The 26,052-nt window shown below is 65.9% G+C and carries 26 protein-coding genes; 22 read left to right on the forward strand and 4 right to left on the reverse strand.

Annotated features, from left to right (window positions below; translation table 11 throughout):
- The first annotated feature begins 184 nt into the window (after positions 1 to 184).
- The 4 genes from AC1Q5S_RS17345 (at position 185) to AC1Q5S_RS17360 (ending at position 4,001) form a co-directional block, all read left to right on the forward strand.
- Positions 185 to 1,537 (forward strand): tyrosine-type recombinase/integrase, encoded by a 1,353-nt coding sequence (locus AC1Q5S_RS17345; protein ID WP_016452573.1) that lies wholly within the window; start codon positions 185 to 187, stop codon positions 1,535 to 1,537.
- Entirely contained in the window at positions 1,534 to 2,598 is a 1,065-nt protein-coding gene (locus tag AC1Q5S_RS17350) for a PDDEXK nuclease domain-containing protein (RefSeq protein WP_016452572.1), read from the forward strand. Before AC1Q5S_RS17345 ends, AC1Q5S_RS17350 begins: the two co-directional genes overlap by 4 nt.
- A 366-nt stretch (positions 2,599 to 2,964) precedes the next feature.
- On the forward strand, positions 2,965 to 3,357 hold the full coding sequence (locus AC1Q5S_RS17355) for a hypothetical protein (protein ID WP_016452571.1): 393 nt from the start codon (positions 2,965 to 2,967) through the stop codon (positions 3,355 to 3,357).
- 293 nt (positions 3,358 to 3,650) lie between these two features.
- Positions 3,651 to 4,001, forward strand: a complete 351-nt coding sequence (locus AC1Q5S_RS17360) for a DUF2958 domain-containing protein (protein ID WP_016452570.1) — start codon at positions 3,651 to 3,653, stop codon at positions 3,999 to 4,001.
- Between the two features lie 47 nt (positions 4,002 to 4,048).
- Here AC1Q5S_RS17360 and AC1Q5S_RS17365 read toward each other — a convergent pair whose 3' ends face one another.
- Positions 4,049 to 4,270: a hypothetical protein gene (locus tag AC1Q5S_RS17365; protein ID WP_051139142.1), complete on the reverse strand. Its 222-nt coding sequence runs from the start codon at positions 4,268 to 4,270 to the stop codon at positions 4,049 to 4,051.
- A gap of 554 nt (positions 4,271 to 4,824) precedes the next feature.
- Here AC1Q5S_RS17365 and AC1Q5S_RS17370 point away from each other — a divergent pair.
- Both AC1Q5S_RS17370 and AC1Q5S_RS17375 read left to right on the forward strand, forming a co-directional pair.
- Positions 4,825 to 5,649, forward strand: a complete 825-nt coding sequence (locus AC1Q5S_RS17370) for a DUF932 domain-containing protein (RefSeq protein ID WP_016452569.1) — start codon at positions 4,825 to 4,827, stop codon at positions 5,647 to 5,649.
- A 65-nt stretch (positions 5,650 to 5,714) separates the two neighbouring features.
- Entirely contained in the window at positions 5,715 to 7,910 is a 2,196-nt protein-coding gene (locus tag AC1Q5S_RS17375; RefSeq protein ID WP_016452568.1) for a ParB/RepB/Spo0J family partition protein, read from the forward strand.
- A gap of 108 nt (positions 7,911 to 8,018) precedes the next feature.
- Here AC1Q5S_RS17375 and AC1Q5S_RS17380 read toward each other — a convergent pair whose 3' ends face one another.
- A complete protein-coding gene (locus tag AC1Q5S_RS17380; RefSeq protein ID WP_016452567.1) occupies positions 8,019 to 8,714 on the reverse strand; it encodes a TetR/AcrR family transcriptional regulator in 696 nt (231 codons plus the stop codon).
- A 223-nt stretch (positions 8,715 to 8,937) separates the two neighbouring features.
- Here AC1Q5S_RS17380 and AC1Q5S_RS17385 point away from each other — a divergent pair, with 223 nt between their 5' ends.
- The 13 genes from AC1Q5S_RS17385 to AC1Q5S_RS17445 all read left to right on the forward strand — a co-directional run bounded on the left by AC1Q5S_RS17385 (position 8,938) and on the right by AC1Q5S_RS17445 (position 21,735).
- Positions 8,938 to 10,503 carry an AMP-binding protein gene (locus AC1Q5S_RS17385; RefSeq protein ID WP_016452566.1) on the forward strand — a complete coding sequence of 522 codons (1,566 nt, stop codon included), beginning with the start codon at positions 8,938 to 8,940 and terminating at the stop codon, positions 10,501 to 10,503.
- 35 nt (positions 10,504 to 10,538) lie between these two features.
- Positions 10,539 to 11,726 (forward strand): lipid-transfer protein, encoded by a 1,188-nt coding sequence (locus AC1Q5S_RS17390; protein ID WP_016452565.1) that lies wholly within the window; start codon positions 10,539 to 10,541, stop codon positions 11,724 to 11,726.
- Between the two features lie 11 nt (positions 11,727 to 11,737).
- Positions 11,738 to 12,547, forward strand: coding sequence for an SDR family NAD(P)-dependent oxidoreductase (locus AC1Q5S_RS17395; protein WP_016452564.1), 810 nt, complete (start codon positions 11,738 to 11,740; stop codon positions 12,545 to 12,547).
- 37 nt (positions 12,548 to 12,584) lie between these two features.
- Entirely contained in the window at positions 12,585 to 13,781 is a 1,197-nt protein-coding gene (locus AC1Q5S_RS17400) for an ABC transporter substrate-binding protein (RefSeq protein WP_016452563.1), read from the forward strand.
- A 48-nt stretch (positions 13,782 to 13,829) separates the two neighbouring features.
- A complete protein-coding gene (locus tag AC1Q5S_RS17405) occupies positions 13,830 to 14,687 on the forward strand; it encodes a branched-chain amino acid ABC transporter permease (RefSeq protein WP_016452562.1) in 858 nt (285 codons plus the stop codon).
- On the forward strand, positions 14,684 to 15,652 hold the full coding sequence (locus AC1Q5S_RS17410) for a branched-chain amino acid ABC transporter permease (protein ID WP_016452561.1): 969 nt from the start codon (positions 14,684 to 14,686) through the stop codon (positions 15,650 to 15,652). Before AC1Q5S_RS17405 ends, AC1Q5S_RS17410 begins: the two co-directional genes overlap by 4 nt.
- Positions 15,649 to 16,401, forward strand: coding sequence for an ABC transporter ATP-binding protein (locus tag AC1Q5S_RS17415; RefSeq protein WP_016452560.1), 753 nt, complete (start codon positions 15,649 to 15,651; stop codon positions 16,399 to 16,401). The genes AC1Q5S_RS17410 and AC1Q5S_RS17415 overlap by 4 nt, the downstream gene beginning before the upstream one ends.
- Positions 16,398 to 17,105, forward strand: coding sequence for an ABC transporter ATP-binding protein (locus AC1Q5S_RS17420; RefSeq protein ID WP_016452559.1), 708 nt, complete (start codon positions 16,398 to 16,400; stop codon positions 17,103 to 17,105). The genes AC1Q5S_RS17415 and AC1Q5S_RS17420 overlap by 4 nt, the downstream gene beginning before the upstream one ends.
- A gap of 13 nt (positions 17,106 to 17,118) precedes the next feature.
- Positions 17,119 to 17,739, forward strand: coding sequence for a carboxymuconolactone decarboxylase family protein (locus tag AC1Q5S_RS17425; protein ID WP_226858570.1), 621 nt, complete (start codon positions 17,119 to 17,121; stop codon positions 17,737 to 17,739).
- An 11-nt stretch (positions 17,740 to 17,750) separates the two neighbouring features.
- Complete coding sequence (locus AC1Q5S_RS17430; protein WP_016452557.1) at positions 17,751 to 19,355, forward strand: AMP-binding protein; 1,605 nt, start codon at positions 17,751 to 17,753, stop codon at positions 19,353 to 19,355.
- 16 nt (positions 19,356 to 19,371) lie between these two features.
- Entirely contained in the window at positions 19,372 to 20,205 is an 834-nt protein-coding gene (locus AC1Q5S_RS17435; RefSeq protein ID WP_016452556.1) for an SDR family NAD(P)-dependent oxidoreductase, read from the forward strand.
- A 9-nt stretch (positions 20,206 to 20,214) separates the two neighbouring features.
- Positions 20,215 to 21,267: an MBL fold metallo-hydrolase gene (locus AC1Q5S_RS17440; RefSeq protein ID WP_016452555.1), complete on the forward strand. Its 1,053-nt coding sequence runs from the start codon at positions 20,215 to 20,217 to the stop codon at positions 21,265 to 21,267.
- Positions 21,268 to 21,522: 255 nt separating this feature from the next.
- Complete coding sequence (locus tag AC1Q5S_RS17445; RefSeq protein WP_016452554.1) at positions 21,523 to 21,735, forward strand: hypothetical protein; 213 nt, start codon at positions 21,523 to 21,525, stop codon at positions 21,733 to 21,735.
- Positions 21,736 to 21,972: 237 nt separating this feature from the next.
- Here the strand turns inward: AC1Q5S_RS17445 and AC1Q5S_RS17450 are convergent, their stop codons facing one another.
- The gene (locus AC1Q5S_RS17450) at positions 21,973 to 22,809 is read right to left on the reverse strand and encodes an AAA domain-containing protein (RefSeq protein WP_200874531.1); all 837 of its coding nucleotides are present in this window, start codon (positions 22,807 to 22,809) and stop codon (positions 21,973 to 21,975) included.
- Between the two features lie 523 nt (positions 22,810 to 23,332).
- Here AC1Q5S_RS17450 and AC1Q5S_RS17455 point away from each other — a divergent pair.
- The gene (locus AC1Q5S_RS17455) at positions 23,333 to 23,647 is read left to right on the forward strand and encodes a DUF736 domain-containing protein (RefSeq protein ID WP_016452552.1); all 315 of its coding nucleotides are present in this window, start codon (positions 23,333 to 23,335) and stop codon (positions 23,645 to 23,647) included.
- 364 nt (positions 23,648 to 24,011) lie between these two features.
- Here the strand turns inward: AC1Q5S_RS17455 and AC1Q5S_RS17460 are convergent, their stop codons facing one another.
- Positions 24,012 to 24,305: a helix-turn-helix domain-containing protein gene (locus AC1Q5S_RS17460; protein WP_016452551.1), complete on the reverse strand. Its 294-nt coding sequence runs from the start codon at positions 24,303 to 24,305 to the stop codon at positions 24,012 to 24,014.
- Positions 24,306 to 24,528: 223 nt separating this feature from the next.
- Between AC1Q5S_RS17460 and AC1Q5S_RS17465 the strand changes: the two genes are divergently transcribed.
- Positions 24,529 to 24,876: a DUF2958 domain-containing protein gene (locus AC1Q5S_RS17465; RefSeq protein WP_016452550.1), complete on the forward strand. Its 348-nt coding sequence runs from the start codon at positions 24,529 to 24,531 to the stop codon at positions 24,874 to 24,876.
- A gap of 342 nt (positions 24,877 to 25,218) precedes the next feature.
- The gene (locus AC1Q5S_RS17470) at positions 25,219 to 25,980 is read left to right on the forward strand and encodes a DUF2285 domain-containing protein (protein WP_016452549.1); all 762 of its coding nucleotides are present in this window, start codon (positions 25,219 to 25,221) and stop codon (positions 25,978 to 25,980) included.
- The last annotated feature ends 72 nt before the right edge of the window (positions 25,981 to 26,052 follow it).

Genomic DNA, 26,052 nt, shown 5'->3' on the forward strand with positions numbered 1-26,052 from the left:
TTTTGAGATTGAGTCCCGAGACTAGCATGAGACCACGCTGGAACCCGCAGAGCCTTGCTGCGCTTGGTTTTCCAAGAGGCTAGTCCCGTTTAGCCTTACGCCTAGACCAGACCGATTGCGGCAGACATTCTGATGCCGTGGCTCCTGGCTGGTTCCTGCGTTCGATCTCGAACTAGGAGGCGTCATGGCTAAGATCAAACTCACCAAATCCGCTGTCGATACGGCAGAAGTCACCGGCAAGGATTACGAACTGCGGGATACCATTGTCCCCGGCTTTCTCTGCAAAGTCACCGCCCACGGCCGCAAGGTCTTCATGCTCCAGTACCGCACGAACTGGGGCGAGCGCCGCAAGCCGAAGATCGGCCAGTTCGGCGAGCTGACCGTCGAGCAAGCGCGGTCGATCGCACAGGACTGGCTGGCCGACGTGCGCAAGGGCGACGACCCCAGCGCCGCCAAGCTGGCTGCCCGCATGGCCCCGACGGTCAAGGAACTGTGCGGGCAGTTCATCGAGGAATACTCCAAGCCGCGCAACAAGCCCCGGACGGTCGATTCCTACCAGGGCTACATCGACCGCCACATCCTGCCTACCCTGGGCAAGCTCAAGGTGCCGGACGTAACGCGGGCGCACATCACCACGCTGATGAAGGACAAGGCAAAGATCGGCGTTACGGCCAATCGGGTTCTGGCCTGTTTGCGCAAGATGTTCAACATGGCCGAGGTGTGGGGCTACCGGCCTGACGGCTCCAATCCATGCCGACACGTCCCCAAGTACCGCGAGGACGGCGAGACGCGGTATATCAACAACGAGGAACTGGGGCGGCTCTATGCTTACCTCGACCGTGCGGATGCCCTGGGGTTGGAGCATCCGACCGTGACGCTGGCGGTTCGCCTGCAATTCGAGTTTTCCGCGCGGATGACCGAAATCCGCACGCTCGAATGGGCTTGGGTGGATTTCGAGAATCGCCGGGTCGTCTGGTCTGACAGCAAGACGGGCGATATGTCCAAGCCGATGAGCGAGGCGGCGTACCAGTTGCTGCGCAATGCGCCCCGCATCGACAACTCGCCTTACGTGTGTCCAGCCATCTTTGATGCCAAGAAGCCATTGCCCGAGAGCACGTACTACAACGGCTGGAAGCGCATCTTAGGCCGCGCAGAGGTAGCGCATGTCGGAACACACGGCATCCGTCATCGTGCGGCGACCGACATTGCCAACTCCGGTATCCCCATCAAGGTCGGCATGGCGCTGACTGCGCACAAGACCGTCACGCAGTTCATGGCGTATGTCCATGCAGAGGATGACCCGGTGCGTGCCGCTGCCGAGAAAGTGGCCACCCTACGCCGGGGCGCCATCGACGGCCATGCGCCGGCTGCGCTGCCGAAGCCGTCTCCTGTGGTCACGGACGACGACAAGACCCGCACCAGCCTGGGTAACTACCGTCCATTCCGGCATCGCAAAGCCGCCACGCGCGCCGTGCCGCCTGATTCCAAGCGGGCTGCGCCGAATCTGATGCAGGACCAGAAGGAGGTCACGGCATGAACAGGCGCAAAGCAGCCGTGGCGTCATCTGTGGCACCAGCCACGCTGCTGGGCGACATTCGAGTACTGATCGACGCGGCGCGGCAGCGCGCCGCGTCAGCGGTCAACGCCGAGCTGACCTTGCTGTTTTGGCGCATCGGCCAGCGCATCCACACGGAAGTGCTGGCTGGTCAGCGGGCCGGATACGGTGATGAGATCCTGCCGACCTTGGCTGCGCAGCTTGTGCAGGACTACGGCCGCAGCTTCGCGGACAAGAACCTGCGCCGGATGGTGCAGTTCGCGGCTACCTACACGGACGAGCCAATTGTCGTGACGCTGTCACGACAATTGAGCTGGTCGCATTTCGTGGCCTTGCTGCCGCTGAAAGACCCGCTCCAGCGAGACTACTACGCACAGATGGCCAACATCGAGCGCTGGAGCGTGCGGACGCTGCGCGAGCGCATCGACTCGATGCTGTACGAGCGCACGGCGCTATCTCAAAAGCCGGACGAGACGATTGCGCAAGAGCTGGCGAGGATGCGCGATGCGCAGCGCATGTCGCCCGCTCTGGTCATGCGAGACCCGTACATCCTCGATTTCCTGGGCCTGCGAGACACCTGGCAGGAAGGCGACTTGGAGGCCGCGATCATCCGCGAAATGGAATCCTTCCTGCTGGAGCTGGGCGTGGGCTTCACGTTCGTTGCCCGTCAGAAGCGCATCCAGATCGACGGCGACGACTTTCACCTCGACCTGCTGTTCTACAACCGCAAGCTGCGGCGGCTGGTGGCAGTGGAGTTGAAAGTCGGCGAGTTCAAGGCCGCTTACAAGGGGCAGATGGAGCTGTACCTGCGCTGGCTCGACCTGCACGAGCGGGAGTCCGAAGAAGCCTCACCGCTGGGGATCATCCTCTGCACCGGCAAGAAGTCCGAGCAGATCGAGCTGCTGGAACTGGACAAGTCGGGCATCCACGTGGCCGAGTACCTGACCAGCTTGCCACCGCGCGCCGTGCTGGGCGAGCGGTTGCAGCAGGCGACCGAGCGGGCGCGGTTGCAAATCGAGCAGCGCAAGACGGACAGCGAGTAGTTCTGTTCCTCGCATTCGGGCGTCCCGGCGTGCCGTCGTCGCGCTGTCGTGCTGCGCATCGAATCCCCTGCGGGGTTTCGCCCCATTCGGGCTTTCATCGTTCCCTCGCTTCACTCGGCTGACGCCTCCGGCCCGGCTCGCTGATCCGGGCCTGCGCGCTGCGCTTGCCTAAAGGTGGGTGTTTGCAGTGGGCGGGTGTGAGCGGTCTTGCTGTTCCCTTCACCGTATCACGGCGTTCTCGCCGTCAAGGGCGGCGCGCGCTTGTGCGCGCTTGCGTCCTGGCGGCCGTCTGCGACCCCTGACTGCTGCGCTACGCCGTGGGGGCGACGGTTCCGGGCAATTCCGCCCGTGCAACCGGAGATCGTCATGAACGATAAATCACACGTTTCCCTCGAACAGCACGTTTGCCTCGTTTGCGGCACGGCGTTCGATACCGGCACCATCCTGCTGGACAAGCGCCTGCGCGCCAGCATGGAGCGCCATACGAAGACGGGCTGGGGTCTGTGCCCCGAGCATCAGAAGCTGTCCGACGATGGCTTTGTCGCGCTGGTCGAATGCGATCCGCAGCGCAGCGGCTCGCAGGCCGGCGGGCGCATGAAGCCCGAACAGGTATACCGGACGGGCCGGCTGGCCCATCTGCGACGCACGGTGTTCGCGCAGTTGTTCAACGTGCCGATCGCGGACGAGCAGGCTTGCGTGTTCGTTGAGCCTGGCGTGATCGAGCAGTTGCAGTCGATGACGGTGCCGGCGGCGAACTGATCGCGCTGCGCAGCCTTCGGTGCGTCGTCCTTGCGGGGGCGGCGCATTTTTTCTGCTGCGCCCGGTGCGGGTTTCTCCGCGCCTGTGGCGCTGCGCGCTTCGCTTGCCAGTCCGTGCCTTCGTTGGAGGGGCGGCTTGCTGTTTCCTTCATCGTGCCACGGCGTGCTCGCCGTCAAGGGCTGCGCGCCGATGGCGCTTGCGGCCTGCGGCCGTCGATGACCCTTGACTGCTTGCGCTGCGCCGTGCCCCGGAAGGGCTGGGCAATTCCGCCCGGCATCCTTCAGGAGTTCACCATGAACTGCGCATTCATCACCGACGAGCAGCGTGCGCTGCTGCTGGCCAACGGCCGGCAATCCACCGAAACGTCGGACTTTGATCCGGCCCCTGTGCTCAAGCTGTTCACACCGGATGCCGGCGCGACCTGGCTGCTGACCGAGATCGACCCGGACGATCACGACCATGCTTTCGGTCTGTGCGATCTGGGCCTGGGGATGCCCGAGCTGGGCTGGGTCAGCCTGCAGGAACTGGCGACCGTGCGCGGGCGGCTGGGGTTGCCGATCGAGCGCGATCTGCACTTTCGTGCCGAGAAGCGGCTGAGTGCCTATGCGCGGGATGCGCGGCTGGCGGGGCGGATCGTCTTCTGATTCTGTCAAGGGGCGCCACGCCCCTTTTCTCTACTCCCCCTGGGCGTTCACCAGGGCTTCCATCGACGCTGGATAGGCTGCGACACCGTGCCCAGCAGGCGCACGGGCGGCAGCGTCAAGGGCCTGTCGTTCTTGGGGAAGCGCCGACGCACTTCGCATTCCAGTTCGTGCGCAAAGCCGCGTGCGTTTTTTTCTCCGCGCAGTGCCCGTTGCCGCCAGTCTCGGGCCTGGGCCATCAGTTCATCGTCTTGTAGGGCTCGTATGTCCATGTCATTGCCATTGTGCCGATGGCTGGGCGAGTAGCAGTCCAAGGGGATTTCGTTGAAGTCATGTGGACGTCCCCGGCCACCTGGGAGATGGCCGGTCGCGCTGTCGTGCTGCGCATCGAACCCCCTGCGGGGTTTCGCCCCTGACGGGCTTCCATCGTCCCCTCCCTCCGGTCGGCTGACGCCTCCGGCCCGGCTTCCAGCTTCGGGCCTGCGCGCTTCGCTTGCCGTGCGGTCGGCGTGTTGAGGGGCCGTTGCCTTGTCCAGCCGTCTTCCCTGACTCATCACCTTGTCCGCGACTGTAGCCCGCGGCCGTGTGCCGTCAAGGCGCGCAGGGCCGTGTCCTCGGCTGCGCCTGCGGGCCGCACCAACCCTGCGCTTGTCTCCTTGACGGCCCCCGTCCGCGCGCTCCTGACCGTCGCGGGCGATGAACTCAGGAAAGACGGTGGCAACAGGGCCAACCGGGTTCCTCGTGCCGACTGCACCGAACAGCCGAAAGGCTGGGCTCCGAATCTAGGAATCCGGTGTTTCTTCAACAGCCAAGTCAGGAGAAAGACATGCTCGCATCCCGTTTCGCAAACCATTCCCCCGCACTGCGTTCCGACTATCCCCTGTCGGATGACCAAATCCGGCGCGTGGCCCCGTCCATCTTCGCGGACTCCCCGCATGAGAGCCGTTCGGAGCGATACAGCTACATCCCCACGGCTACGGTTTTGACTGAGCTTCGCAAAGAAGGCTTCCAGCCCTTCATGGTGTGCCAGACCCGTGTACGCAACGAGAGGCGGCGCGAACACACGAAACACCTGCTGCGCCTACGCCACGCCAGCCAGATCAACGGCGCGGAAGCTAACGAAATCGTGCTGCTGAACTCGCACGATGGCACCAGCAGCTATCAGATGCTGGCCGGGCAATTCAGATTTATCTGCGCCAATGGGCTGGTGTGCGGCGACACCTTTGCCGATGTGCGCGTGCCTCACAAAGGCGACGTGGCGGGCCAAGTCATCGAAGGCGCCTTCGAGGTTCTGCGCGGCTTTGACCGGGTGCAGGAGTCCCGCGACCTGATGCGCGGCATCACCTTGGACGATGGCGAATCCGAAGTGTTCGCCCGTGCCGCGCTGGCTTTGAAGTACGACGACCCGAACAAGCCCGCGCCCGTCACGGAATCGCAAATCCTGATGCCGCGCCGCTTCGAGGATCGCCGCCCCGACTTGTGGAGCGTGTTTAACCGCACGCAGGAGAACCTGACCAAGGGCGGATTGCATGGCCGCGCCGCCAATGGCCGCAGGCAGCAAACCCGCCCCGTGCAGGGCATTGATTCCGACATTCGCCTGAATCGCGCCCTGTGGCTGCTGGCCGATGGCATGCGCGCCCTCAAGGCCTGAACCGTTCCCCCGCCGGAGGGGCGGTTCCCCTCCATTCCCTTGTTTCACTTGATTGGAGATTCGCCATGAACGCCGTTACCACCACCGAAGCCCGCGCCGTCAACACCGCAGCCAGCAGCGCCGCGAACGTGCTGCAAGCCGCCGACCCGAGCAAGTACATGATCCTGGTGCCGCTGTCGCGTCTGGTGCTGCGCCGCACGGGCCGCAACGTGCGCAAGACCCCGCGCATGTCCATCCCTGAACTGGCCGCATCCATCCAGCGCGTGGGCCTGCTGCAAAACCTGATCGTGATTCCCGCCGCCGATGGCCTGCATTACGAGGTGGTGGCCGGTGGGCGCAGGCTGGCCGCGTTGAAGCTGCTGGCGAAGAAGCACCGCATCGCCAAGGATTGGGACGTGCCTTGCCTGCAGGTGGCCGATGGCACTGCGCGCACGGCCAGCCTCACCGAGAACGTGCAGCGTGAAGCCATGCACCCGGCAGACCAATTTGAAGCCTTCGCGACACTGGTGGCCGAAGGCCGGCCCATCGAGGACATTGCGGCGGATTTCAGTGTCACGCCGCTGGTCGTGCAGCGCCGCTTGAAGCTGGCGAATGTCTCCCCGCGCCTGATGGCCGACTATCGGGCCGACGCCGTGAGCCTGGACCAGCTGATGGCCCTGGCCGGAACGGATGACCACGCGGCGCAGGAAGCCGCTTTCTACGACGCCCCGCAGTGGCAACGCCACCCTTCGCATTTGCGCGAACGCCTCACCGAACGGGAAATCGACGCTTACCGGCATCCGTTGGTGCGCTTCGTCGGGCTGGACGCCTACGAGCAGGAGGGCGGCGGTATCCGCCGCGACCTGTTCGCGGAGGATGACGCGGGCGTGTACCTGACTGATGCTGCATTGCTGGAACGGCTGGCACAGGACAAGCTGGCGGGCATCGCCGCCGAGGTGAAGGCCGAGGGCTGGGCTTGGGCCGATGCCACGCCGGGCATGACCCATGCCGACCTGCACGCCTTCCAGCGCGCCCCGAGGGAGCGGCGCGAACCCAACAAGCGCGAAGCGCAGCGCATCGAGAAGCTGCAAGCCAAGATGCAGGAGGTGGCCGAAGCGGTGGATGCCGCGATGGACGCCGACGACGAGGACAAGGCCGATGCCTTGCAGGAGGAAGGCGAAGCCCTGGGCGAGCAGTTGCAGGCACTGGAAGAAGGCTTGCAGGGATACGGCGCGAATGTGAAGGCCGCAGCCGGTGCCATCGTCACCATCGACCGCAACGGCGAGGCCGTGATTCATCGAGGGCTGCTGCGCGAGGCCGAGGCGAAAGCCCTTCGCACGCTGGAGAAGTTGCGCCAAGGCTTTAGCGACCCGGACGCCGCGAACGATGACGAAGGCGAGGAAGACGAGCAGCCCAAGGCCGCAGCGATTTCCGACCGGCTGGCCCAACGCCTGAGCGCGCACCGCACGGCGGCGCTGCAAATCGAGGTGGCCCAGCATCCACATGTGGCGCTGGCCGTGCTGGTGCATGGCATGGTGCAGACCGTCTTGCAGGGCCGCTACTACGGCCACGATATTCCGCTGGGCGTGAGCCTGAAAATTCAAGACCGGCTGGAAGGCATGGCACCGGACTGGCCCGAGTCACCCGCCGCCGTAGCGCTCCGCGAATTGCAGCAGGCGTGGGGCGGCAAGTTGCCCGAGGACAGCGCCGCACTGTTCGTCGCGCTGCTGGCGATGGAGCAAGGCGAGTTGGTCAAGCTGCTGGCCGTGTGCGTGGCTTCGACGGTGGACGTGGTGACGCCGCGCGGCACGGCGCAGCAGCCCGGCGCGGAACTGGCGCAGGCCGTGGGCCTCGACATGGCCGTATGGTGGCAACCCACGGCGGAAGGCTATTTCAAGCACGTTGCGAAGGCGGCGGTTTTGCAAGCCGTGGGCGAGTTCGCGCCCGAGAGCGTCCACCGGCTGGCAAAGCTCAAGAAGGCCGACATTGCCAGCGAGGCCGAGCGGCTGGCGAAGGGCACCGGCTGGATGCCTACCATCTTCACGAAGGCAGACGTACCCGAGGAAAGCCCGCAGGTTGCGCAGCAGAACGGCGCGGAAGAAGCCGCCACTATTCCGGGTACCCAAGCCGGGCGGAGGGACGCGGGAATTGGGGATTCCCACCGTGGTGGACAGGTTGATCCAGCAGGCCCTGCTGCAGGTGCTGCAACCGCTCATCGATCCGACCTTCAGCGAGCACAGCTACGGCTTCCGGCCGGGGCGCAGCGCGCATCAGGCGCTTGAAGCGGGCAGGCAACCATAGTACTGCCAGCTTCAACCACTAGGAAAACGTGCAGGTCTTGAAACATCACGTGCCGGCGCTTGTCGCAGCGGGTGTTGTGCAGACCTTCCCTAACCGCGATTCCAGGCGGCAATTAGCATCGTGCCGACTTCATCAGGGTCTGTATCTTTCTTTGTGACGGTGCGCTGCGAAGTGGCTCGGCTTGCCCGTACGCCCCTACGAGCCGCTTTTGGTGTGGCTGAGTCGATCAGTAGCCCACCTAGCAGCACCCGGTAGAACTCTTGGAATGCGTCCTCAAGGGTGAGATTGGCCTGGGCAAGGAATGCCGGGCGGCGCAGCCTTAGTGCGGCTCCCAGAATGAGTTCGGATACGACCAGCCCATGGCAGGGTGCGAAGACACCCTGGTGTACCCCATCGTCGATGAGTTGGGATAGCCTAAGGGTACGGACCTGCTGGTAGTGATCGAAGATACCTCTGGCAACTGCTGAATCTTCGACGTCCTTCAGGAACTGGACACCGATGCGACTAGCCGCCTGGACGCCTACGTCCAGGTAGGCAGCGAGTGCTGTCGTCAAATCCTGTTCACGGTGGATCAGTGCTTCGCCCTGTCTCAGGAGGCTATCGAAAAAGCGTTGCACGACGGCGCAGAAGATCTCTTCCTTCGTCTGCGCAATGTCGTAGAGGCGCCGCCGCGAGCAGTGCAGCCGTGCGGCGATTTCACCCACGGTCAGGCCTTTGACCCCCTCCGTCAGGAGCAGATGGGTCAGCGCATCGAAGAACTCTTCGTCTGTGAGCTTCTTTTTCATGCGGGTTTCTCCTAATGAGACATGGTACCAAGTCAATTGACTTGGTACCAATCGAGCGCGTCTAATGGTACCAATTTAAAAGAAATGGTACCGCTTGAACAGCATGCAAGGGGCATCACCGAATGCAGAGGCCTCCAGCTGAACGCCGCCGCCGCAGGCATGTGAATTGTCTGCGATAGCTGTTCCACCGAACCAGACTTGACTTGAACGGAGAAGCACAGCAATGAATCTGCTGGACTATTTCGATGCTGGTGCTACCAGCCATCCGGATGCGCCTTGTTTCGTGGACTGCGGGCGTGATACCCCGGCCGTCACCTATGCGCAAGCGGGAGCGCTCACGTGCCAGATCGCACGGGGGCTACAGGCCTTGGGACTCGCACCTGGTTTTCACGGCGCAGTGCTGAGCGGCAATGCCGGGGCTGCTTTCGTGGCGCTGCTGGGGGTGTTGCGCGGAGGGGGTGTCTGGCTGCCCGTTAATGCGCGCAACAGCGTGGAGACCAACATCGAGTTCCTGCAGGACATGGACTGCGACGTCCTTTTCTATCAGGCCCGCTATATCAGCCAGGTCGCCGAGATCCGCGGCAAGGTCCCCCGCATTCGTCACTACATAGCTCTGGAAGAGGCCGATGGGGCGGATCTGTCGATTGCTCGGTTGATCCAAGGCCAGCCGCCCGAGATGTACGCAGCGCCGCTGCAGCCGCGGGGGCTGGCCATGATCATGGGTACCGGTGGCACCACGGGGCGCTCGAAGGGCGTCATGCTCAGCCACCGCAACCTGACGGCGACCATGGCCAACCATATGTCGGCCATGAACATTACCGACTGCATGACCGTGCTGGCGGCGGCACCTATCACCCACACGGCGGGGCTGGTGTCGCTGCCCTTCATGGCGCGCGGTGGCCGCGTTGTCCTGATGGACGGGATTGATCCGCAGAACCTGCTCAAGGTGATCGAGCAGGAGCGGGTCAACATGCTGTTCCTGCCCCCAACAGTCATCTATACGCTACTGGCGCAGCCCAACGTCCGCGATTTCGACTTTTCCGCGCTGCGCTACCTCATGTACGGCGCCGCACCCATGTCGCCCGACAAACTGGCGGAGGCCATCGATGTGTTCGGCCCCGTCATGCTGCAGATCTATGGCCAGGCGGAAGTGCCTGGCGCGATCTCCGTGCTGCGGGTCGAGGACCATTTCATCGACGGGCAGGTGGCGCCCCGCCAGCGCCTGCTGAGCGCGGGGCGCCGCTTCCCCTTCACGCGGGTGGCGGTCATGGACGACGACGGCAGCCTGCTCACCCAGCCGGGGGCCGTGGGCGAGATCGTCGCGCAGGGCGACATCGTGACCGAGGGCTACTACAAGAACCCCGAGGCCACGGCTGAAGTGCAGCGCCACGGCTGGCACTGCACGGGCGACGTGGGCTATTTCGACGAGCAGGGCTTCCTGTTCATCGTTGACCGCAAGAAGGACATGATCGTCACGGGCGGCTTCAACGTCTTCTCGTCCGAGGTCGAGGCCGCCGTCATGGCCCACCCGGCCGTGAAGGACTGCGCCGTCATCGGCGTGCCCGACGACAAGTGGGGCGAGGCCGTCAGGGCGGTCATCGAGCTGCGCCCGGGCCAGTCCGTGGAGCCGCAGGCGCTCATCCAGTTCGTCAAGGACCGCCTGGGCAGCATCAAGGCGCCCAAGGAGGTCGAGATCGTCGCGCAGCTGCCGCGCAGTGCGGTGGGCAAGGTCTTGAAGAAAGAAGTCCGCAAGAAGTATTGGCACGCGCAGGAGCGCATGGTTTCCTGACGCACGTTTGGTGATTCAACCCCGGAGGTATCGCAATGCAAGAGCCCGTTCTCGTTGCCGGTGTCGGCATGACCCCTTTCAAGAAACCCGGCGACAACCTGCCGTACCCGGAAATGGCTGCGCAGGCGATCCGCGAGGCGCTGCAGGACGCGGGCCTCACCTACTCCGACGTGCAGGACGTCTATGCGGGCTACGTCTATGGCGACTCGGCCAGCGGCCAGCGCGCGGTCTACGAGGTCGGCATGACCGGGGTGCCGGTGATCAACGTCAACAACAACTGCTCCTCCGGCTCCACGGCCCTGTACATGGCGCGCAAGGCCGTGGCCAACGGCTCGGCGGACTGCGCGCTGGCGGTGGGTTTCGAACAGATGCCCGCCGGCGCCCTGAGGGCGTACTGGGACGACCGGCCCGATCCGCTCGACCACTTCAACGGGGTCATGGACGAGATCTTCGGCCACCCCGAGCTGCCCATGGCGATCCGCTACTTCGGCGCGGCGGGCCGCGAGCACATGGAGCGGTACGGCACCCCGCTGGACACCTTCGCCAGGATCCGCGCCAAGGCCAGCCGCCACGCTGCGCGCAATCCGCTGGCGCTGTTCCGCAAGGAGGTGACGGTGGAGGAGGTGCTGGCCAGCTCGCCCCTGGTGCCCGGCGCCATGACCCGCCTGATGGCCTGCCCGCCGACCTGCGGCGCCGCTGCCGCCGTCTTCGTGAGCAAGAAGTTCGCCCAGAAGATGGGCCTCTCCGCCAACGTGCAGGTGTTGGCGCAGTCGCTGGTGTCCGACCGCCCCGGCGCGTTCGCCGACAAGTCCGCGATTTCCGTTGTGGGCTTCGACATGACGCGCGAGGCCGCCCGCCAGGTCTACGAGGCGGCAGGCGTGGGACCGCAGGACATCGACGTGTGCGAGCTGCACGACTGCTTTGCGCAGAACGAGCTGCTCAGCTACGAGGGCCTGGGTTTCTGCGCCGTCGGCGAGGGCCGGGCCTTCGTCGAGTCGGACAGCAACACCTATGGCGGCGCGGTCGTCGTCAACCCCTCGGGCGGGCTGCTGTCCAAGGGCCATCCGCTGGGCGCGACCGGCTTGGCGCAGTGCTACGAGCTGACCCACCAACTGCGCGGCAGCGCCGAAGCACGCCAAGTGGAGGGTGCACGCCTGGCCTTGCAGCACAACGCGGGCCTGGGCGGCGCCACCGTGGTGACCCTGTACGGGCGCGCGGACTGAGGGACGAGATCATGGTGAAACGCCTGGAAGGCAAGGTGGCCCTGGTCACCGGTTGCGGATCATCGGGGCCCGGCTGGGGCAATGGCAAGGCCATGGCCGTGTTGTTCGCCCGCGAAGGGGCGAAGGTCTATGGCTGCGACATCCACCTGGACGCAGCGCGCGAGACCGAGTCGATCGTGCGGGAAGAGGGCGGGGCCATGAGCGTGGCCCAGTGCGACGTGACCGACCCCGGCGCGGTGGAAGCGCTGGTCCAGGATTGCGTGACCACCTATGGCGACATCGACATCCTGGTGAACAACGTCGGCACCGCCCGCCTGGGTGGGGTCGTCGAGCAGAGCCTGGAGGACTGGCGCCTGGTCTTCGACATCAACCTCACCTCCATGTTCCTGACCTGCAAGCATGCGATCCCCTCCATGCTCCGGAAAGGCCGGGGGAGCATCGTCAACATCGGCTCGGTAGCCGGCGTGCGCGACAGCGGCGTGGCCTACGTGTCCTACAGCGCCTCGAAGGCCGCGGTGCTCGGCTTCTCCCGCAGCGTCGCCCTGGAATACGCCAAGCGGGGCATCCGCTCGAACGTGCTGATGCCGGGCCTGATGAATACGCCCATGGTCCGACAGCCCGTGCTGTCGCTGGCGGACGGGTACCGGGAAGCGTCGCAGGAGGAAATGCTGGCCAAGCGGGACCGGCAGTGCCCCATGGGCCACATGGGAGACGCATGGGACGTGGCCACCACGGCCCTGTGGCTGGCGAGTGACGAATCCAAGTACGTCACGTCCGCCGAAATCATGGTCGATGGCGGTATTTCCGCCCGCATCGGCTGACCTGGAATACATGCAAATCAACGACAGGAGACACATCATGGTTAGCGTTGCGAAATGGTTTAAAAAGGGCATGGTGGTCGCCGCGGCGGCGGCCATGGGGCTGGTGTCCAACGGGCATGCCCAGTCCAAGCCCGAGAAGTTCAAGATCGGCGGCGTGCTGTCGCTCTCCGGTCCCTACGGGCTGCTGGGCGAGGACATGCGCCGGGGCGTGCAGATCGCCGTCGAGGAGCGCGGCGGCAAGGTGATGGGCGTGCCCATCGAAGTCACCTGGGAGGACGACGAAACCAAGCCCCAGCCCGCCGTGCAGAAGGCCACCAAGCTGATCTCCGAGGGCTCGCACATGATCTTCGGTGCGCTCAGCTCCGCCTCCACGCTGGCGGTCATGAACCTGGCCAAGCAGCGCAAGGTGCCCCACCTCGTCACCATCTCGGCGGACGACAAGATCACCGTGCCCGGCGGCTCCCGCTACACCTTCCGTACATCGAACAACCTGGGCATGGAAAACCGCATGGCGCTGGCGTACATGCAGGACAGGAAGCTCAAGAAGATCTACATCGTTACCGCCGACTACCAGGCCACCCGTGACGGCTACGAGTGGATCAAGCAGCAGACCGGCCCCAACGGTATCCAGATCGTGGGTGAGGACTTCCCGCCCCTGGGCAACCGCGACTATTCGTCCATCGTGGACAAGATCGCCAAGTCCGACGCCGACGGCGTGCTGCTGATGCTGACGGGCTCGGACGTGGTTACTTTGCTCAAGCAGGCCGGCCAGGTGAACCTGGGCAAGAGCAAGGTGCTTTTCGGACCCGTGGCCGCCGATGAAACCATGGCGGCGGCCGTGGGGCCGGCCTCGCTGGGCGTCAATTCCGGCCTGCGCTACGACCACACCATCGACACCGCCGCCAACCGCAAGTTCGTCGAGGCCTACCGCAAGAAGTTCGGCATCTTCCCCAGCATGACGGCCGGGGAGGCCTACGACGGCATGGCGTGGTGGCTGGACACGGTGGAAAAGACCGGCTCCTGGGACAAGGAGAAGTGGGTGGACGCCTTCGCCGCCAGCGTCCGCGAGAACTCCGTGGAAGGCAAGAAGACCATGCGTGCCTGCGACCACCAGGCCCTGCAGCCGGGCTTCTGGGGCGAGGTGGTGCAGGGCACCCCGCCAGCCCCCGCGCTGACGATGAAGATCACCAAGGTCTTTCCCGAAGAGAAGCTGTTCGAGGCCTGCAAGAACTGAAGGCCGCAGCGGGAGGCCGCCCCGGCCTTCCGCACTCGGTGAATCGCTATGTCAACTATCGTGATCGGCTTGAGCCTGGGCATGCTGCTGTTTTTGCTGGCGGCGGGCCTGACGCTCATCTTCGGCATGCTGGGTGTGATCAATTTTGCCCACGGTGCCATCTATATGTTGGGCGCCTACGTCTCGTATGAAACGGGGCGGCGCACGGGCTCGTTCCTCATGGGCGTGCTGGCCGCTACGTTCTTCACCGCGCTGGCGGGCGCGGTGATCGAGAAGCTGGCGCTGCGACCGCTCTACGAGCGCCCGCACTTCTACCAGCTGATCCTGACCTTCGGCCTGATCCTGATCCTGAGCGACGTGGTGCGCTTCGTCTGGGGCCCCGGCTACCAGGAGGTGGCGATTCCGCCGCTGTGGAACGGCACCGTGGACATGCTGGGCAGCACGATCCCGATGTACCGGCTGTTCGTGATCGGGTTCGGCGCTCTCGTCTCGGCGGGCCTGTACTTGGTGCTTGAGAAGAGCACTTTCGGCATGCTCGTGCGGGCCGCCAGCAGCGACGCGGAAATGGTGCGCATCCTGGGCCTGCCAGTGGGCGCGATCCGCATGGCGGTCTTCGCCACGGGCTGTGGCCTGTCGGGCCTGGCGGGCGCGATCGCGGCGCCGCTGTTCCCCATCGAGCTGGGTATGGCGACCAACACCATCATCGACTGCTTCATCGTCGTGATCCTGGGTGGGCTGGGGAACATCCGGGGGGCGATCGCGGCGTCCATGCTGATCGGCATGGTGCGTGCCCTGGGCTACGTGTACCTGCCCGGCTGGGTGGACATCATGACCTTCGTGCTGCTGATCGGCACCCTCTTGACGCGCCCGCAGGGCTTGTTCTACCGCGCGGCGAGGACGGCATGAAACTCTCCCTGTTCGACATCTGCTTCGGCCTGCTGCTGGCCGCGGCCGGCATCCTGCTGCCCTTCCTCAACCCGAGTGAAGCGCTGATCCAGCTGGTCACCCTGGCGGCCATCTGGGCGATCTTCGCCATCGGCTTCGACTTCGTGTTCGGCGCTTTGGGCATGGTGTCCTTCGGGCACGCCACCTTCCTCGGGGTGGGCGGCTACGCCGTGGCCCTGGCGACGCAGAAATACGGGCTGCCTTTCTCCGCCGGCGTGGGCCTGGCCATCATCGTGGGGGCTGCGTTCGCCCTGCTGTTCAGCTTCTTCGCGCTGCGGGTGTCCGGCATCTTCTTCGCGCTGGTGACCCTGGCGCTGTCCCAGCTGATCTTCATCCTGGCGGACAGCAAGCTGCGCGGCTTCACTGGCGGGTCGGACGGCATCTCGGGCGTGGAGCGCCCGGGCTTCCTGGGCATCGACTTCTACGACCCCGTCCACTACTACTGGTTCGTGCTGGGCGTGTATGCCCTGGTCATGCTGGCGGTGATCTCGCTGCGCAGTTCGCCGTTCGGCCGCGTGATCGCGGCGATCCGTGGCAACGAGACCCGCGCCGACCAACTGGGCTTCAACGTCAACCGCTACAAGCAGATCACCTTCGTGATCTCGGGCGGCCTGAGCGGCCTGGCGGGGGCGCTGCTGGCCTCGCTGCTGATGTACATGAACCCGCAGATGCTGCACTGGACCACCTCGGGGGACGTGATCATCATGACCCTGCTGGGCGGCTCCGGCTCGCTGTGGGGCGCCACCGTCGGCGTGATCGCCTTCGAGGTGCTCAAGGAATGGCTGAGCAGCTGGACCGAGTACTGGTACGGCGTGCTGGGCCTGGTGTTCATCCTTGCAACCATCTTCTTCCCGCGCGGCATCGTTGGCGAGCTGGAGCAGGGTTTCGCGGCCTACCAGAAGAACCGGCGCGGAGGTGCGCGATGAGCCAGGCAGCACTGCGGTGCGAGGGCGTGACTGTCAGCTACGGCGCCCTGAAGGCGGTCAACGACGTCAGCCATGAATTCCTGGAGGGCTGCATCTACGGCCTGATCGGACCCAACGGCGCGGGCAAGACCACGCTGCTGAACGTGCTGGCCGGGCGGCAGATGCGCCATGCGGGCAAGGTGTACTGCGGCGGCCGGGAGATCAGCCAGCGCCCCGCCTACGAACGGGCCCGCATGGGCATCGGGCGCAGCTTCCAGATCATCAAGATCTTCGGCGAAATGACGGTGGCCGAGAACCTGCTGGTCGCGGCCCAGTCCCGCCGGCCCGGGTTCCAGCCCTTCTGGATGAGCCGCCACTTCGACCGGCAGTTCCGCGAGCAGCTGGATGCCATCCTGGAGCTGACGGGGCTGGCGGCCCACCGCGACGACGTCGCGGGCACGCTGCCCTACGGCCTGCAGCGCTCGCTGGAACTGGGCGTGACCCTGCTGCCCGATCCCAGGATTTTGCTGCTGGACGAACCGCTGGCGGGCATCGGCCACCACGAGATCCAGGCCGCGCTGGCCCTGATCCGCAAGGCCGCGCAGGGGCGCACGGTGCTGCTGATCGAGCACAACATGGATGCGGTGATGTCGCTGTCCCACGAAATCGTGGTCATGAGCAACGGCTCGGTCATCGCCTGCGGCGCCCCCGAGGACATCCGCAGGAACGAAGCGGTGCGGTCGATTTACCTTGGGGAGGACGCGCAGTGATCGAACTCGAAAAAGCCAGCGTCAGGTACGGCCAGGCCCTGGCGCTGGAAGAAATCTCCGTGCGGATCGATTTCCATGAAATCGTCGCCATCGTCGGGCGCAACGGCGCAGGCAAAACCACGCTGCTCAAGGCCCTGGTCGGCCTGATGCCCCTGGTGGCCGGCCGGCGCCTGCTGGGCGAGCAGGACATTTCGGGCCTGGGCGTGGAGGCCATCGCCAAGCTCGGCGTGGCGCTGGTGCCGGACACGCGCCGCATCTTCCCCAACCTGTCGGTGCTGGAGAACCTCAAGATCGGCGCGCTGGCCCACCAGCCGGGGCACTGGACCCTCGACCGGGTGCTGGACGCCTTCCCGCGCCTGCGGGAACGGCTGGACTTCGGCGGCGACCAGCTCTCCGGCGGCGAGCAGCAGATGCTGTCGATCGGGCGCGCCCTGCTGGGCAACCCGCGCATGCTGCTGCTCGACGAACCCACCGAGGGGCTGGCGCCGGTCATCGTGGACCAACTGGTCCGCGTGTTCAGCGAAGTCCATCGCCAGGGCACCGGCATCGTGCTGGTGGAGCAGAACCTCAAGGTGCCCCTGAAGCTGGCCCACCGCCAGTACGTGCTGGACCATGGCCAGGTCGCCTGGTCCGGCACGGCCCAGGAACTGGACGCGCAGCGCGCCCACGTCGAGGGCCTCATCACGACGGGCGCAGCGGCGTGACCGCTCCGTGCCCATGCAAACCCCAATCCAAGGCATGCCCATGAACGCCCGCACCGCCGCGCGCATCGCGCCCCTGCATGAAAGCGACCCCCGCTCGCGCGACCCCGTGCTCGAAGAGCTGGTGGATTTCGTCGGCTACCGCCCGAATGCGCTGCTGACCATGGCGCGCAAACCCGGCGTGGTGCCCGCGCTGCTCAAGCTGTTGAGCGTGACGCTGCGCGGCGACGGGCAGCTCACCCAGGCGCTGCGCTTCCTGATCGCCGCGGAAGCCGCGCGCGGTGCGCGCTGTCGCTATACGACGACGCACCTCGTCCACGCCGCCCACCACCTGGGCGTGGGCTGGGACAAGCTGGCCGCGCTGCCGTCCTACCGGGACGACCCTCGGTACACCGAGCAGGAGCGCAAGGCGCTGGCCATCGCCACCGCAGGCGGCAGCCTGCCGGTGCGCGAACCGGGCCAGGCCATCGACCAGGCCCGGCAGGTCTTCTCCGAGGAGGAAATCGTCGAGATCGTGTCCTGCGTGGCCATGGTCGGCTGGTTCAATCGCTGGAACGGCCTGATGGGCTCGGAGCTGGAGCCCATGCCCTCGGAGGCGCTGGCCCACGTTCCCTGGCTCCAGGATCTCGAAGTCTGAAAGAGAAGGCCATGTACAGCCGCATCCACGAACCCCACGCATGCACGCTGACCGATGCCCTGCGCGAATGGGCCGCCAGCCGCCCCGCAGCGCCCTGGCTGGAGGACAGCCAGGGCATCGCCTTCACCGTGGGGCAGGCGTTCACCAGCAGCCAGCGGTTTGCGAGCTTCCTGCACCACCAACTGGGCGTGCAGCCCGAAGAGCGCGTTGGCGTCTTCATGTCCAACAGCTGCGCCATGGTGGCGACCACGTTCGGCATCGGCTACCTGCGGGCCACGGCGGTGATGCTCAACACCGAGCTGCGTTCCTCCTTCCTCCGCCACCAGTTGAACGATTGCCAACTGGCCACCATCGTGGTGGACTCCGCGCTGGTCGAGCACGTCGCCAGCCTGGCGGATGAGCTGCCCCACCTGCGCACCCTGGTCGTGGTGGGCGACGCGCCCGCCGCCGTGCCCGAACGCTGGCGGCAGGTGGCCTGGATGGACAGCAGCGCCTGCGCGCCGTGGGAAGGCCCCGCGCCCCGGCCCGAGGACATCTTCTGCATCATGTACACCTCCGGCACTACCGGGCCCAGTAAGGGCGTGCTGATGCCGCACTGCCACTGCGCCCTGCTCGGGCTGGGGGCGATACGCAGCCTGGAGATCACCGAGGCCGACAAGTACTACATTTGCCTGCCCCTGTTCCATGCCAACGGTCTGTTCATGCAACTGGGGGCGACGGTGCTGGCGGGCATACCGGCCTTCCTCAAGCAGCGGTTCAGCGCCAGCACTTGGCTGGCCGACATCCGCCGCAGCGGCGCCACGCTGACCAACCACCTGGGCACGACGGCCATGTTCGTCATCAACCAGCCGCCCACGGAGCAGGACCGCGACCACCGCCTGCGCGCCAGCCTGAGCGCGCCCAACCCGGCCCAGCACGAGGCCGTGTTCCGCGAGCGCTTCGGCGTGAAGGACGTGCTGTCTGGGTTCGGCATGACCGAGGTCGGCATTCCCATCTGGGGGCGCATCGGGCACGCTGCGCCGAACGCGGCCGGCTGGGCGCACGAGGACCGTTTCGAGATCTGCATCGCCGACCCCGAGACCGATGTGCCGGTGCTGGCCGGGCAAGTGGGCGAAATCCTGGTGCGGCCCAAGGTGCCCTTCGGCTTCATGGCGGGCTACCTGAACGTCCCGGCGAAAACGGTCGAGGCCTGGCGCAACCTCTGGTTCCACACGGGCGATGCAGGCACGCGGGACGAACAGGGGCTTATCACCTTCGTGGACCGCATCAAGGACTGCATCCGCCGCCGGGGCGAGAACATCTCGGCCACCGAGGTCGAGGTCGTGGTGGGCCAGTTGCCCGGCGTCCATGAAGTGGCGGCCTACGCCGTTCCGGCGCAGGGCGCGGGCGGGGAGGACGAGGTGATGCTCGCCCTGGTGCCCAGCGAGGGAGCGGCGCTGGACATGGCGGACATCGTCCGCCAGGCCAGCGCCCAACTGCCACGCTTCGCCAAGCCGCGCTACCTGCGCCAGATGGACAGCCTGCCCAAGACGGCGACCGGCAAGATCCAGCGCGCCGTCCTGCGCCAGCAAGGCAGCGCCGGCGCCTACGACGCCGAGGCGGCACCCGCCCGGTAAACAGGAGGAGCACACCATGTCGGAAAAACTGCGCGGCAAGGTGGCCGTGGTCACCGGCTCGGGCCGGGGTATTGGCCGGGCGATGGCCCTCAAGCTCGCGGGCGAAGGGGCCCGGCTCGTCCTCAACGACCTCGACGACGAACCCGCCATGGCCGTGCGCGAGGAGATCATCGCGCTGGGCGGCGAGGCGGTGGCCTGCTGCGGCAGCGTGGCCGAAGCCGGTTTCGCCGACCGGCTGATCGGCACGGCCACCGGCGCGTTTGGCGGGCTGGACATCCTCATCAACAACGCGGGCTACACCTGGGACAACGTCATCCAGAAGATGAGCGACGCGCAGTGGGACGCGATGATCGACGTGCACCTGACCGCGCCGTTCCGCATCCTGCGCGCGGCGCAGCCGGTGGTCCGCGCGCTGAGCCGGGCCGACGCCGAGGCCGGCCGCCGTGTGGTGCGCAAGGTGGTCAACGTCTCCTCGGTCTCGGGCGTCTTCGGCAATGCGGGGCAGGTCAACTACTCCGCCGCCAAGGCGGGCATCGTGGGCCTGACCATGGCGCTGGCCAAGGAGTGGGGGCGCCTGAACACCACGGTCAATTGCGTGGCCTACGGCCTCATCCGCACCCGCATGACCGAGGCCACCGCCGATTCCGACGCCGCCATCCAGGTCGAGGGACGCGAGATCAAGGTGGGCGTGAACCCGGACCTGATGGCAGCGATGGAGCGGAACATTCCGCTGGGCCGGGCCGGCACGCCCGAGGAGGCCGCCGGCGCGGCCTACCTGTTCTGCATTCCCGAGTCCGACTACGTGAGCGGCCAGACCCTGCTGTGCACGGGCGGGCTCACTGGCATATAACCTGATGCGATGACGAAGCCAGACACCCCCGCGCTGACCTACCCCTTCGAGCCCCCGGCGTCGCACCACACGGTCGAGGTCGCCCCCGGCGTGCGCTGGATCCGGCTGTCCATGCCGTTCCGGCTCGACCACATCAACGTCTGGGCCATCGACACGCACGATGGCTGGGTGCTGGTGGACACCGGCCTGAACAACCCCACCACCGTGGCCGACTGGCTGGCGCTGATGGGTGAGGGGCCGCTGGCGCGACCGCTGCAGGGCGTGTACACCACGCACATGCACCCCGACCACATCGGGCTGGCAGGCTGGTTCACGCGCCGCGCTGGCGTGCCGCTGCACATGAGCCGCCTGGAATACCTGAGCTGCCGCGTGATGCACGCCGACACGAACCGCGAGGCGCCGCCCGACGGCGTGCTGTTCCACCGCCGCGCGGGCTGGTCGGAGGCAGCCATCGAGGGCTACCGCAGCCGCTTCGGCAGCTTCGGCAAGCACATCCATGCGCTGCCCGAGAGCTTCCGGCGCCTGCAGGATGGCGACCTGCTGCAGTTGGGCGCGCACGCCTGGCGGGTCATCACCACCGGCGGCCATTCGCCGGAGCATGCCTGCCTGTACTGCCCCGGCCTGAAACTGCTGGTTGCGGGCGACCAGGTGCTGCCGCGCATCTCGTCGAACGTGTCGGTGTTCGCCACCGAGCCGCAGGCCAATCCGCTCAAGGAGTGGTTCGAGTCGCTGGACAAGCTGGCGCGGGAAGTGCCCGCCGATGTGCTGGTGCTGCCCTCGCACAATGAACCCTTCTACGGGCTGCACGAACGCCTGGGCTCGCTGCGCGCCGGTCAGGAGCGGGCGCTGGAACGGCTGCGCCAGTCGCTGACGGGCGGGCCGCAGCGCATCGTGGACGTGTTCCCCGCCTTGTTCCACCGTGCCATCGATGAGCAGGACGGGCAGCAACTGAGTCTCGCCACGGGCGAGGCCGTGGCCTGTATGAATTACTTCATCGCGGAAAGCGCCGTAGGGTGCACCGTGGATGGGAGCGGCGTCGCATGGTATGAGCTGAAGTCGTGAGGCCGCACCATCTCCGGCCTCAGCTACCTCATTCATTGAGAGGGCAGTCCACGCTGGTGTTTACGACTTTAGATAGGCAGCGGCCTGGCTGGGCATTGCGAACAGCCGCATGGATGCTGGGTGGGTGTTTACGACTTTAATTGCCCAGAATAGCCACCGTGATGCATGAACCTGCCGAGGCATTGGCCGCCTGACCCATGCCGCAGGCAAGCGCCCGGGCCAAGGCCGGAGCGCTTTGCCGCAGGGAGCCGAACCATGCCCACCATCAACATCACCAGTGGCCCGCGCATGGCGGCGGTCTACGCGCCCGGCACGGTACGCGCCCGCCGCTGGCACGGCGAGGGCGATGTGCGCGGTTACCGTCCGCCCTCGGGCTGGATGGCCCGAGCCGATCTCACCGACATTCATCCCATCACGGGCCGTGCCTTAGCGCGGGCCGTGTGGTGGATCATTGAGACAAAGGAATAACCATCGTCAGCACCGCGCCTAGGTCGTTTCGCCCTAGGCGCGGTGAGCTTCAAAAATCCGGGCGCGGCGGTGGCCGCGCCCGGTGTCGAAGGCATTGCTGCATTGCGCAATGCCTTCGGGCACTGGCCCGTCCAGGGCCAGTGTCAGGAGGTGGCCGGGCGGCACACTCGGTAGTTGCAGGGAAGTCAAGGCTTGCCGCCAGTATGACCTGTGCATGCACGGTCTCAGCCTGCACAATTATTGAGGTTGAGTCATCGCCACGGCTTCATGTTCGGGAAGACGCTGGAGCGGCAAGAGATCCATGACATCACAAAACAGAGCGCGGTTCTGCCAGTCGTTGCGGTCGCCGATCACATAGAAGCGCCGCTTCGCCCGCGTTGCCGCCACGTTCAGCAGGTTGGGCTCCGAGACCGCCCAGTCGCGTGCGCCGGGACCGTCGGTATTTCCGCCCAACACCATGATGACAACCGGCGCTTCCTTTCCCTGCATGGTGTGGATGGTTCCGGAAACCATCGTGTCGCCGAGCAAGCGTTTGAGGTTCTCCAGGACATTCTTGAAGGGCGTGATGACCGAAATGTCGGCTGCATTCACTCCGTCCTCATGAAGCAAGGCCAGCAGCGCCCGCAGGGCTTTTCCTTCAGCCGGCACCCAGTTCCCGTCGGATGTTCCACTGGCGTGAATCCACCCCGTAGGCAGTCGGGCGGGGGTTTCCTTGTCGGCTCGCGGTGCGATGGTGCCGTACACCATCGCACCGTCGTAGGCGATGCGGTTGGCCAGTCCGTGCATCGGCTTGTCGCAGCGCCGGTGCACGGCCAACGGCAACCCCACCCACGTCTTGCTGTCGGCCGGTCCCGCCATGCGGCCCCACGCAGTAGCCTGGTCCGCCAAGGTTTGCGCGGATTGTCGGTTGGGGAGCCAATGTGCATCGACACGGTAGCGCGTGCGCATGTGTTCCAGCACTGCGTCGGACATCCCCGCCGCGCGAGCTTGGCGCCCCTCAAATACCGCCGAACCGGCGATGCCGGATCGACCCGGCCAACGCCCCGCCACGATGGACGAGGCGCTGGCGAACACGCTGGCGCTTACTGCGGCAGGTTGTACGAATGCGTGCCGTCCTCAACGCTGGCGGTTCTCGCCCATCACGTCACGAAGGACGGTTCACGGACATCCCGCCCGGCATCGCCATGGAGCTTCCACGCCACGCCTCAAGACCGGCGCCGCAAGGTGCGGCCGGGGCGTTCTCGCTTGTCGTCGGGTGGTTGACCCGGCCCGCGTCAGTGGGCGAGCCGGTGCAGCCTTCGTGCGGGGATGCCGAGTCGGCCCTGTCTCTTTTCGGTGCGGTTCGGCCCAAGGCGTCCTTGTGTTGTTGTGAATCCTGGCGGGGGCGCGGCTGCGCCTCGGGCTTCATGGCTGCAACCGTCCAGCGAAAACAATTTCCCCGCCGCTGCGCGGCTTCCTCGCGCAGCAAATTCTTTTCGCCTCCCGGCTCTCCACTGCGTTTCGACCGCAAGCGGTGCAGCCCGCCCGTCCCCCGCCGGCCGGATCACAACAAGGACGCGATGGGCGCGAACCTTGTTCCACCAAAAGGAGTTTCATCATGGCCAACATCGGCAGCTTCACCGCAGACAAAGACGGCTACACCGGCACGCTTCGCACCCTGACGCTCAACGTCAAGGTCAAGCTGGTGCCCAACGACAAGGGGGACAACGAGAAGGCCCCGGACTTTCGCCTGCAGGCCGCCAGCCACGATATCGGCGCGGCGTGGAAGAAGACCAGCGAGGCCGGGCGGGAGTACATCTCCGTGACCCTTGACGATCCTTCGTTCCCGGCCACGGTCTATGCCCGCCTGATCGAAGGCGAGGACGGCACGCACGACCTGATCTGGTCGCGCAGCAAGCCCCAGGCGGCGTGACCGCCACAGCGCCCCGCCCACGTGGCGGGGCGCTGTGCTGCCTTCGCGGCACTTCAAGGAGGCAACACCATCGCCAAGGCTGCGCCGTGTCGAGCGGCTTTCGCATGTGTTGAGTTGCCCGCCGCAAGCGGTGGCCGGGCGTGTCGGTGCGTTGCACCGCCGGGCTTTACGGGCTGCGCCCCGTGCCGACTTCGCCGTCACGGCCATCCGGCTGCAATCCCTCACGCCTTCGCGCCTGCGGCGCTGCGCGCTTCGCTTGCCTCCTGGGGAAAGCCCTGTGGCCTATCCCCGCCGCGCGATGCTTGGCGCCCCTGCAGTCCCCGAACCGGCTGAGCCGGATCGGCCACGCCAGCAACGTCGCACGCTATGGCGTGTCACTCTTCTTCGCCACAGTCTCCAACTCCTGGCGCACCTGCACCAGAAGCTGATCAACCTGCTGCAGGTCGTCGCCGGCATAGGCCAGCGTCAGCAGCGTGAGCGGGTGCACCTCCATGACCTCGCACAGCTCGGCCAGCTTGTTCAGGGTGGGGCTTTTGAGGTCGCGCTCCAGCGTGCTCATGTAGGTGCGGCTGGACACGTCGGAGAACGCCTCCTGGCTCAATCCACGCGCTTTCCTGATGGTCTTTAGTGCCTCCGACAATGTATGTTTCGCTGCCAACCCTGGATCTCCCCAAAATCCAAGATGACAGCCGATTGCGCCCTATAGGGCTACAATCTATAGTGTTCAACTATGCCTGCCTGCCGCTTTTGTGCTTTTACGGAAATCCGTATCTGCGGCTTCTCACAGAAGCGCAAAGCCGCATCCGTGCCTTTCCACAAACCCGCCAATGCGGTTTTGCGCTTTCACGCTTCGGCGGTTTTGTGCGAATGAGGGGACGCCCATGAACCAGCTCATCACCGAGGACGAGCGCAGGCTGTTGCTGGAACACGGCCAAGCCCGCGCCGCTGGCCGGGTCATCGACCCGCTGCCCGTGGTGCGGCTGTTCACGCCGGATGCACACGCCACCTGGCTGTTGGTGTCGCTCGACCCCGCCGACGGCGATACGGCCCATGGCCTGATCGACTTGGGGATCGGCATGCCCGAGCTAGGCGAGATCAAGCTGTCCGACCTCGCATCCATCGTCGGGCCGAGCAAACAGCCCGTGATGCGGGACCGGTATTTCCGGGCGGTGCGCCCGTTGTCGGAGTACCTGCGGCTGGCCCAGGAGAACGGCTCCATCCTCGATTGAGCCGTTCGCGCCCAGGCCAAGCCGGGCGCATTGAGACTATTTCGGTCTTGCTCCAGACCCGTCCGGTCTTAGTCCGCACTATCGCACCAAATCGGTGCCATCGTGGCGCAATCGGTCATGATGCCGGCCGTGGCATCGGGCACGGTGGATATCGCAGGAGGCGCGTATGTCCTCGCGCGCCACCGTCGCATTCAGACGATCCATGCAACCCATCCGATGCATTTCGTCTTGACACGCAAGTTACCAATCTACCAGCTTATTCACGATTGGATGCAAGTTTGATGCGGTGACGTTTGCGTGTGAAACCGGTGACGGCCGTCCTGCTCTACGGGAGCTTGCGTCATGGCCGAGCCGCACCACTTCGCGCACTGGTATCCGACCGCCGCCTACCTCTACGTCCTGTGCCTGGACACGCTCGCACTGGCCTGGGAGTACCTGCGTCGCCATCCCGACTACCGGCTCGACTGGCTGCGCCGTCATCGCCAAGCACAAGCAATGCATGAGGCTGCGCATCGCTGGGGCCTGCGTCTGCTGGAAGACCCGGCCTTGGACGCGCGTGACGCGCATCCGGCCTGGCTCCCCGGCCATGAGGCCGTGGTGCAGCTTCACCCCGATGCCGATCCGCCACCGGATGCCGAGCCGTTCGCGTTTTGGCGCATTCCCGGCCACAAGCAACTGCTCCACGACGGCAAGGGCCTGGCGCTGATCGCGCGCAGCCCCGGCCTTTGCCAGCGCTATGCGCTGGCGCCTGGCCTTGAGGACGGCATGGCCGTGGCCCATGCCTACCGTGGCCGTGGGGCCACCCACGTGCCTGACACGCCAGCGCCGATGGCTCGCCCCCGACCGCCCCCTGCGGCGCTGCTGGAGCTGCACACCCTGCAGGCGCTCGACGCCACCCTGGCGGGCGCGTCCTTGCGCGACGTGGCCGAGGGCTTGTTCGGTGCGGACGCCGCGGCCGGCTGGTACAGCGACGGCGGCCTGCGCTCCAAGGTGCGCCGCCTGGTGCGGCGCGGCGATGCGCTGATGCGCGGCGGCTATCGCCGCCTAGCACAGCTTGCGCCGCTTGAGAAGGGTCGTTTTGAAGAGGACGCAAAACGACCCTGAGCAGGAGCGCTTCGTTTTCTGAGACTGCCTCCATCCGGTTGCGCTGTGTGGCCGGAGCCCTGCAACCGATGG

The sequence above is a fragment of the Acidovorax sp. GW835-FHT14B10 genome, assembly GCF_058793725.1.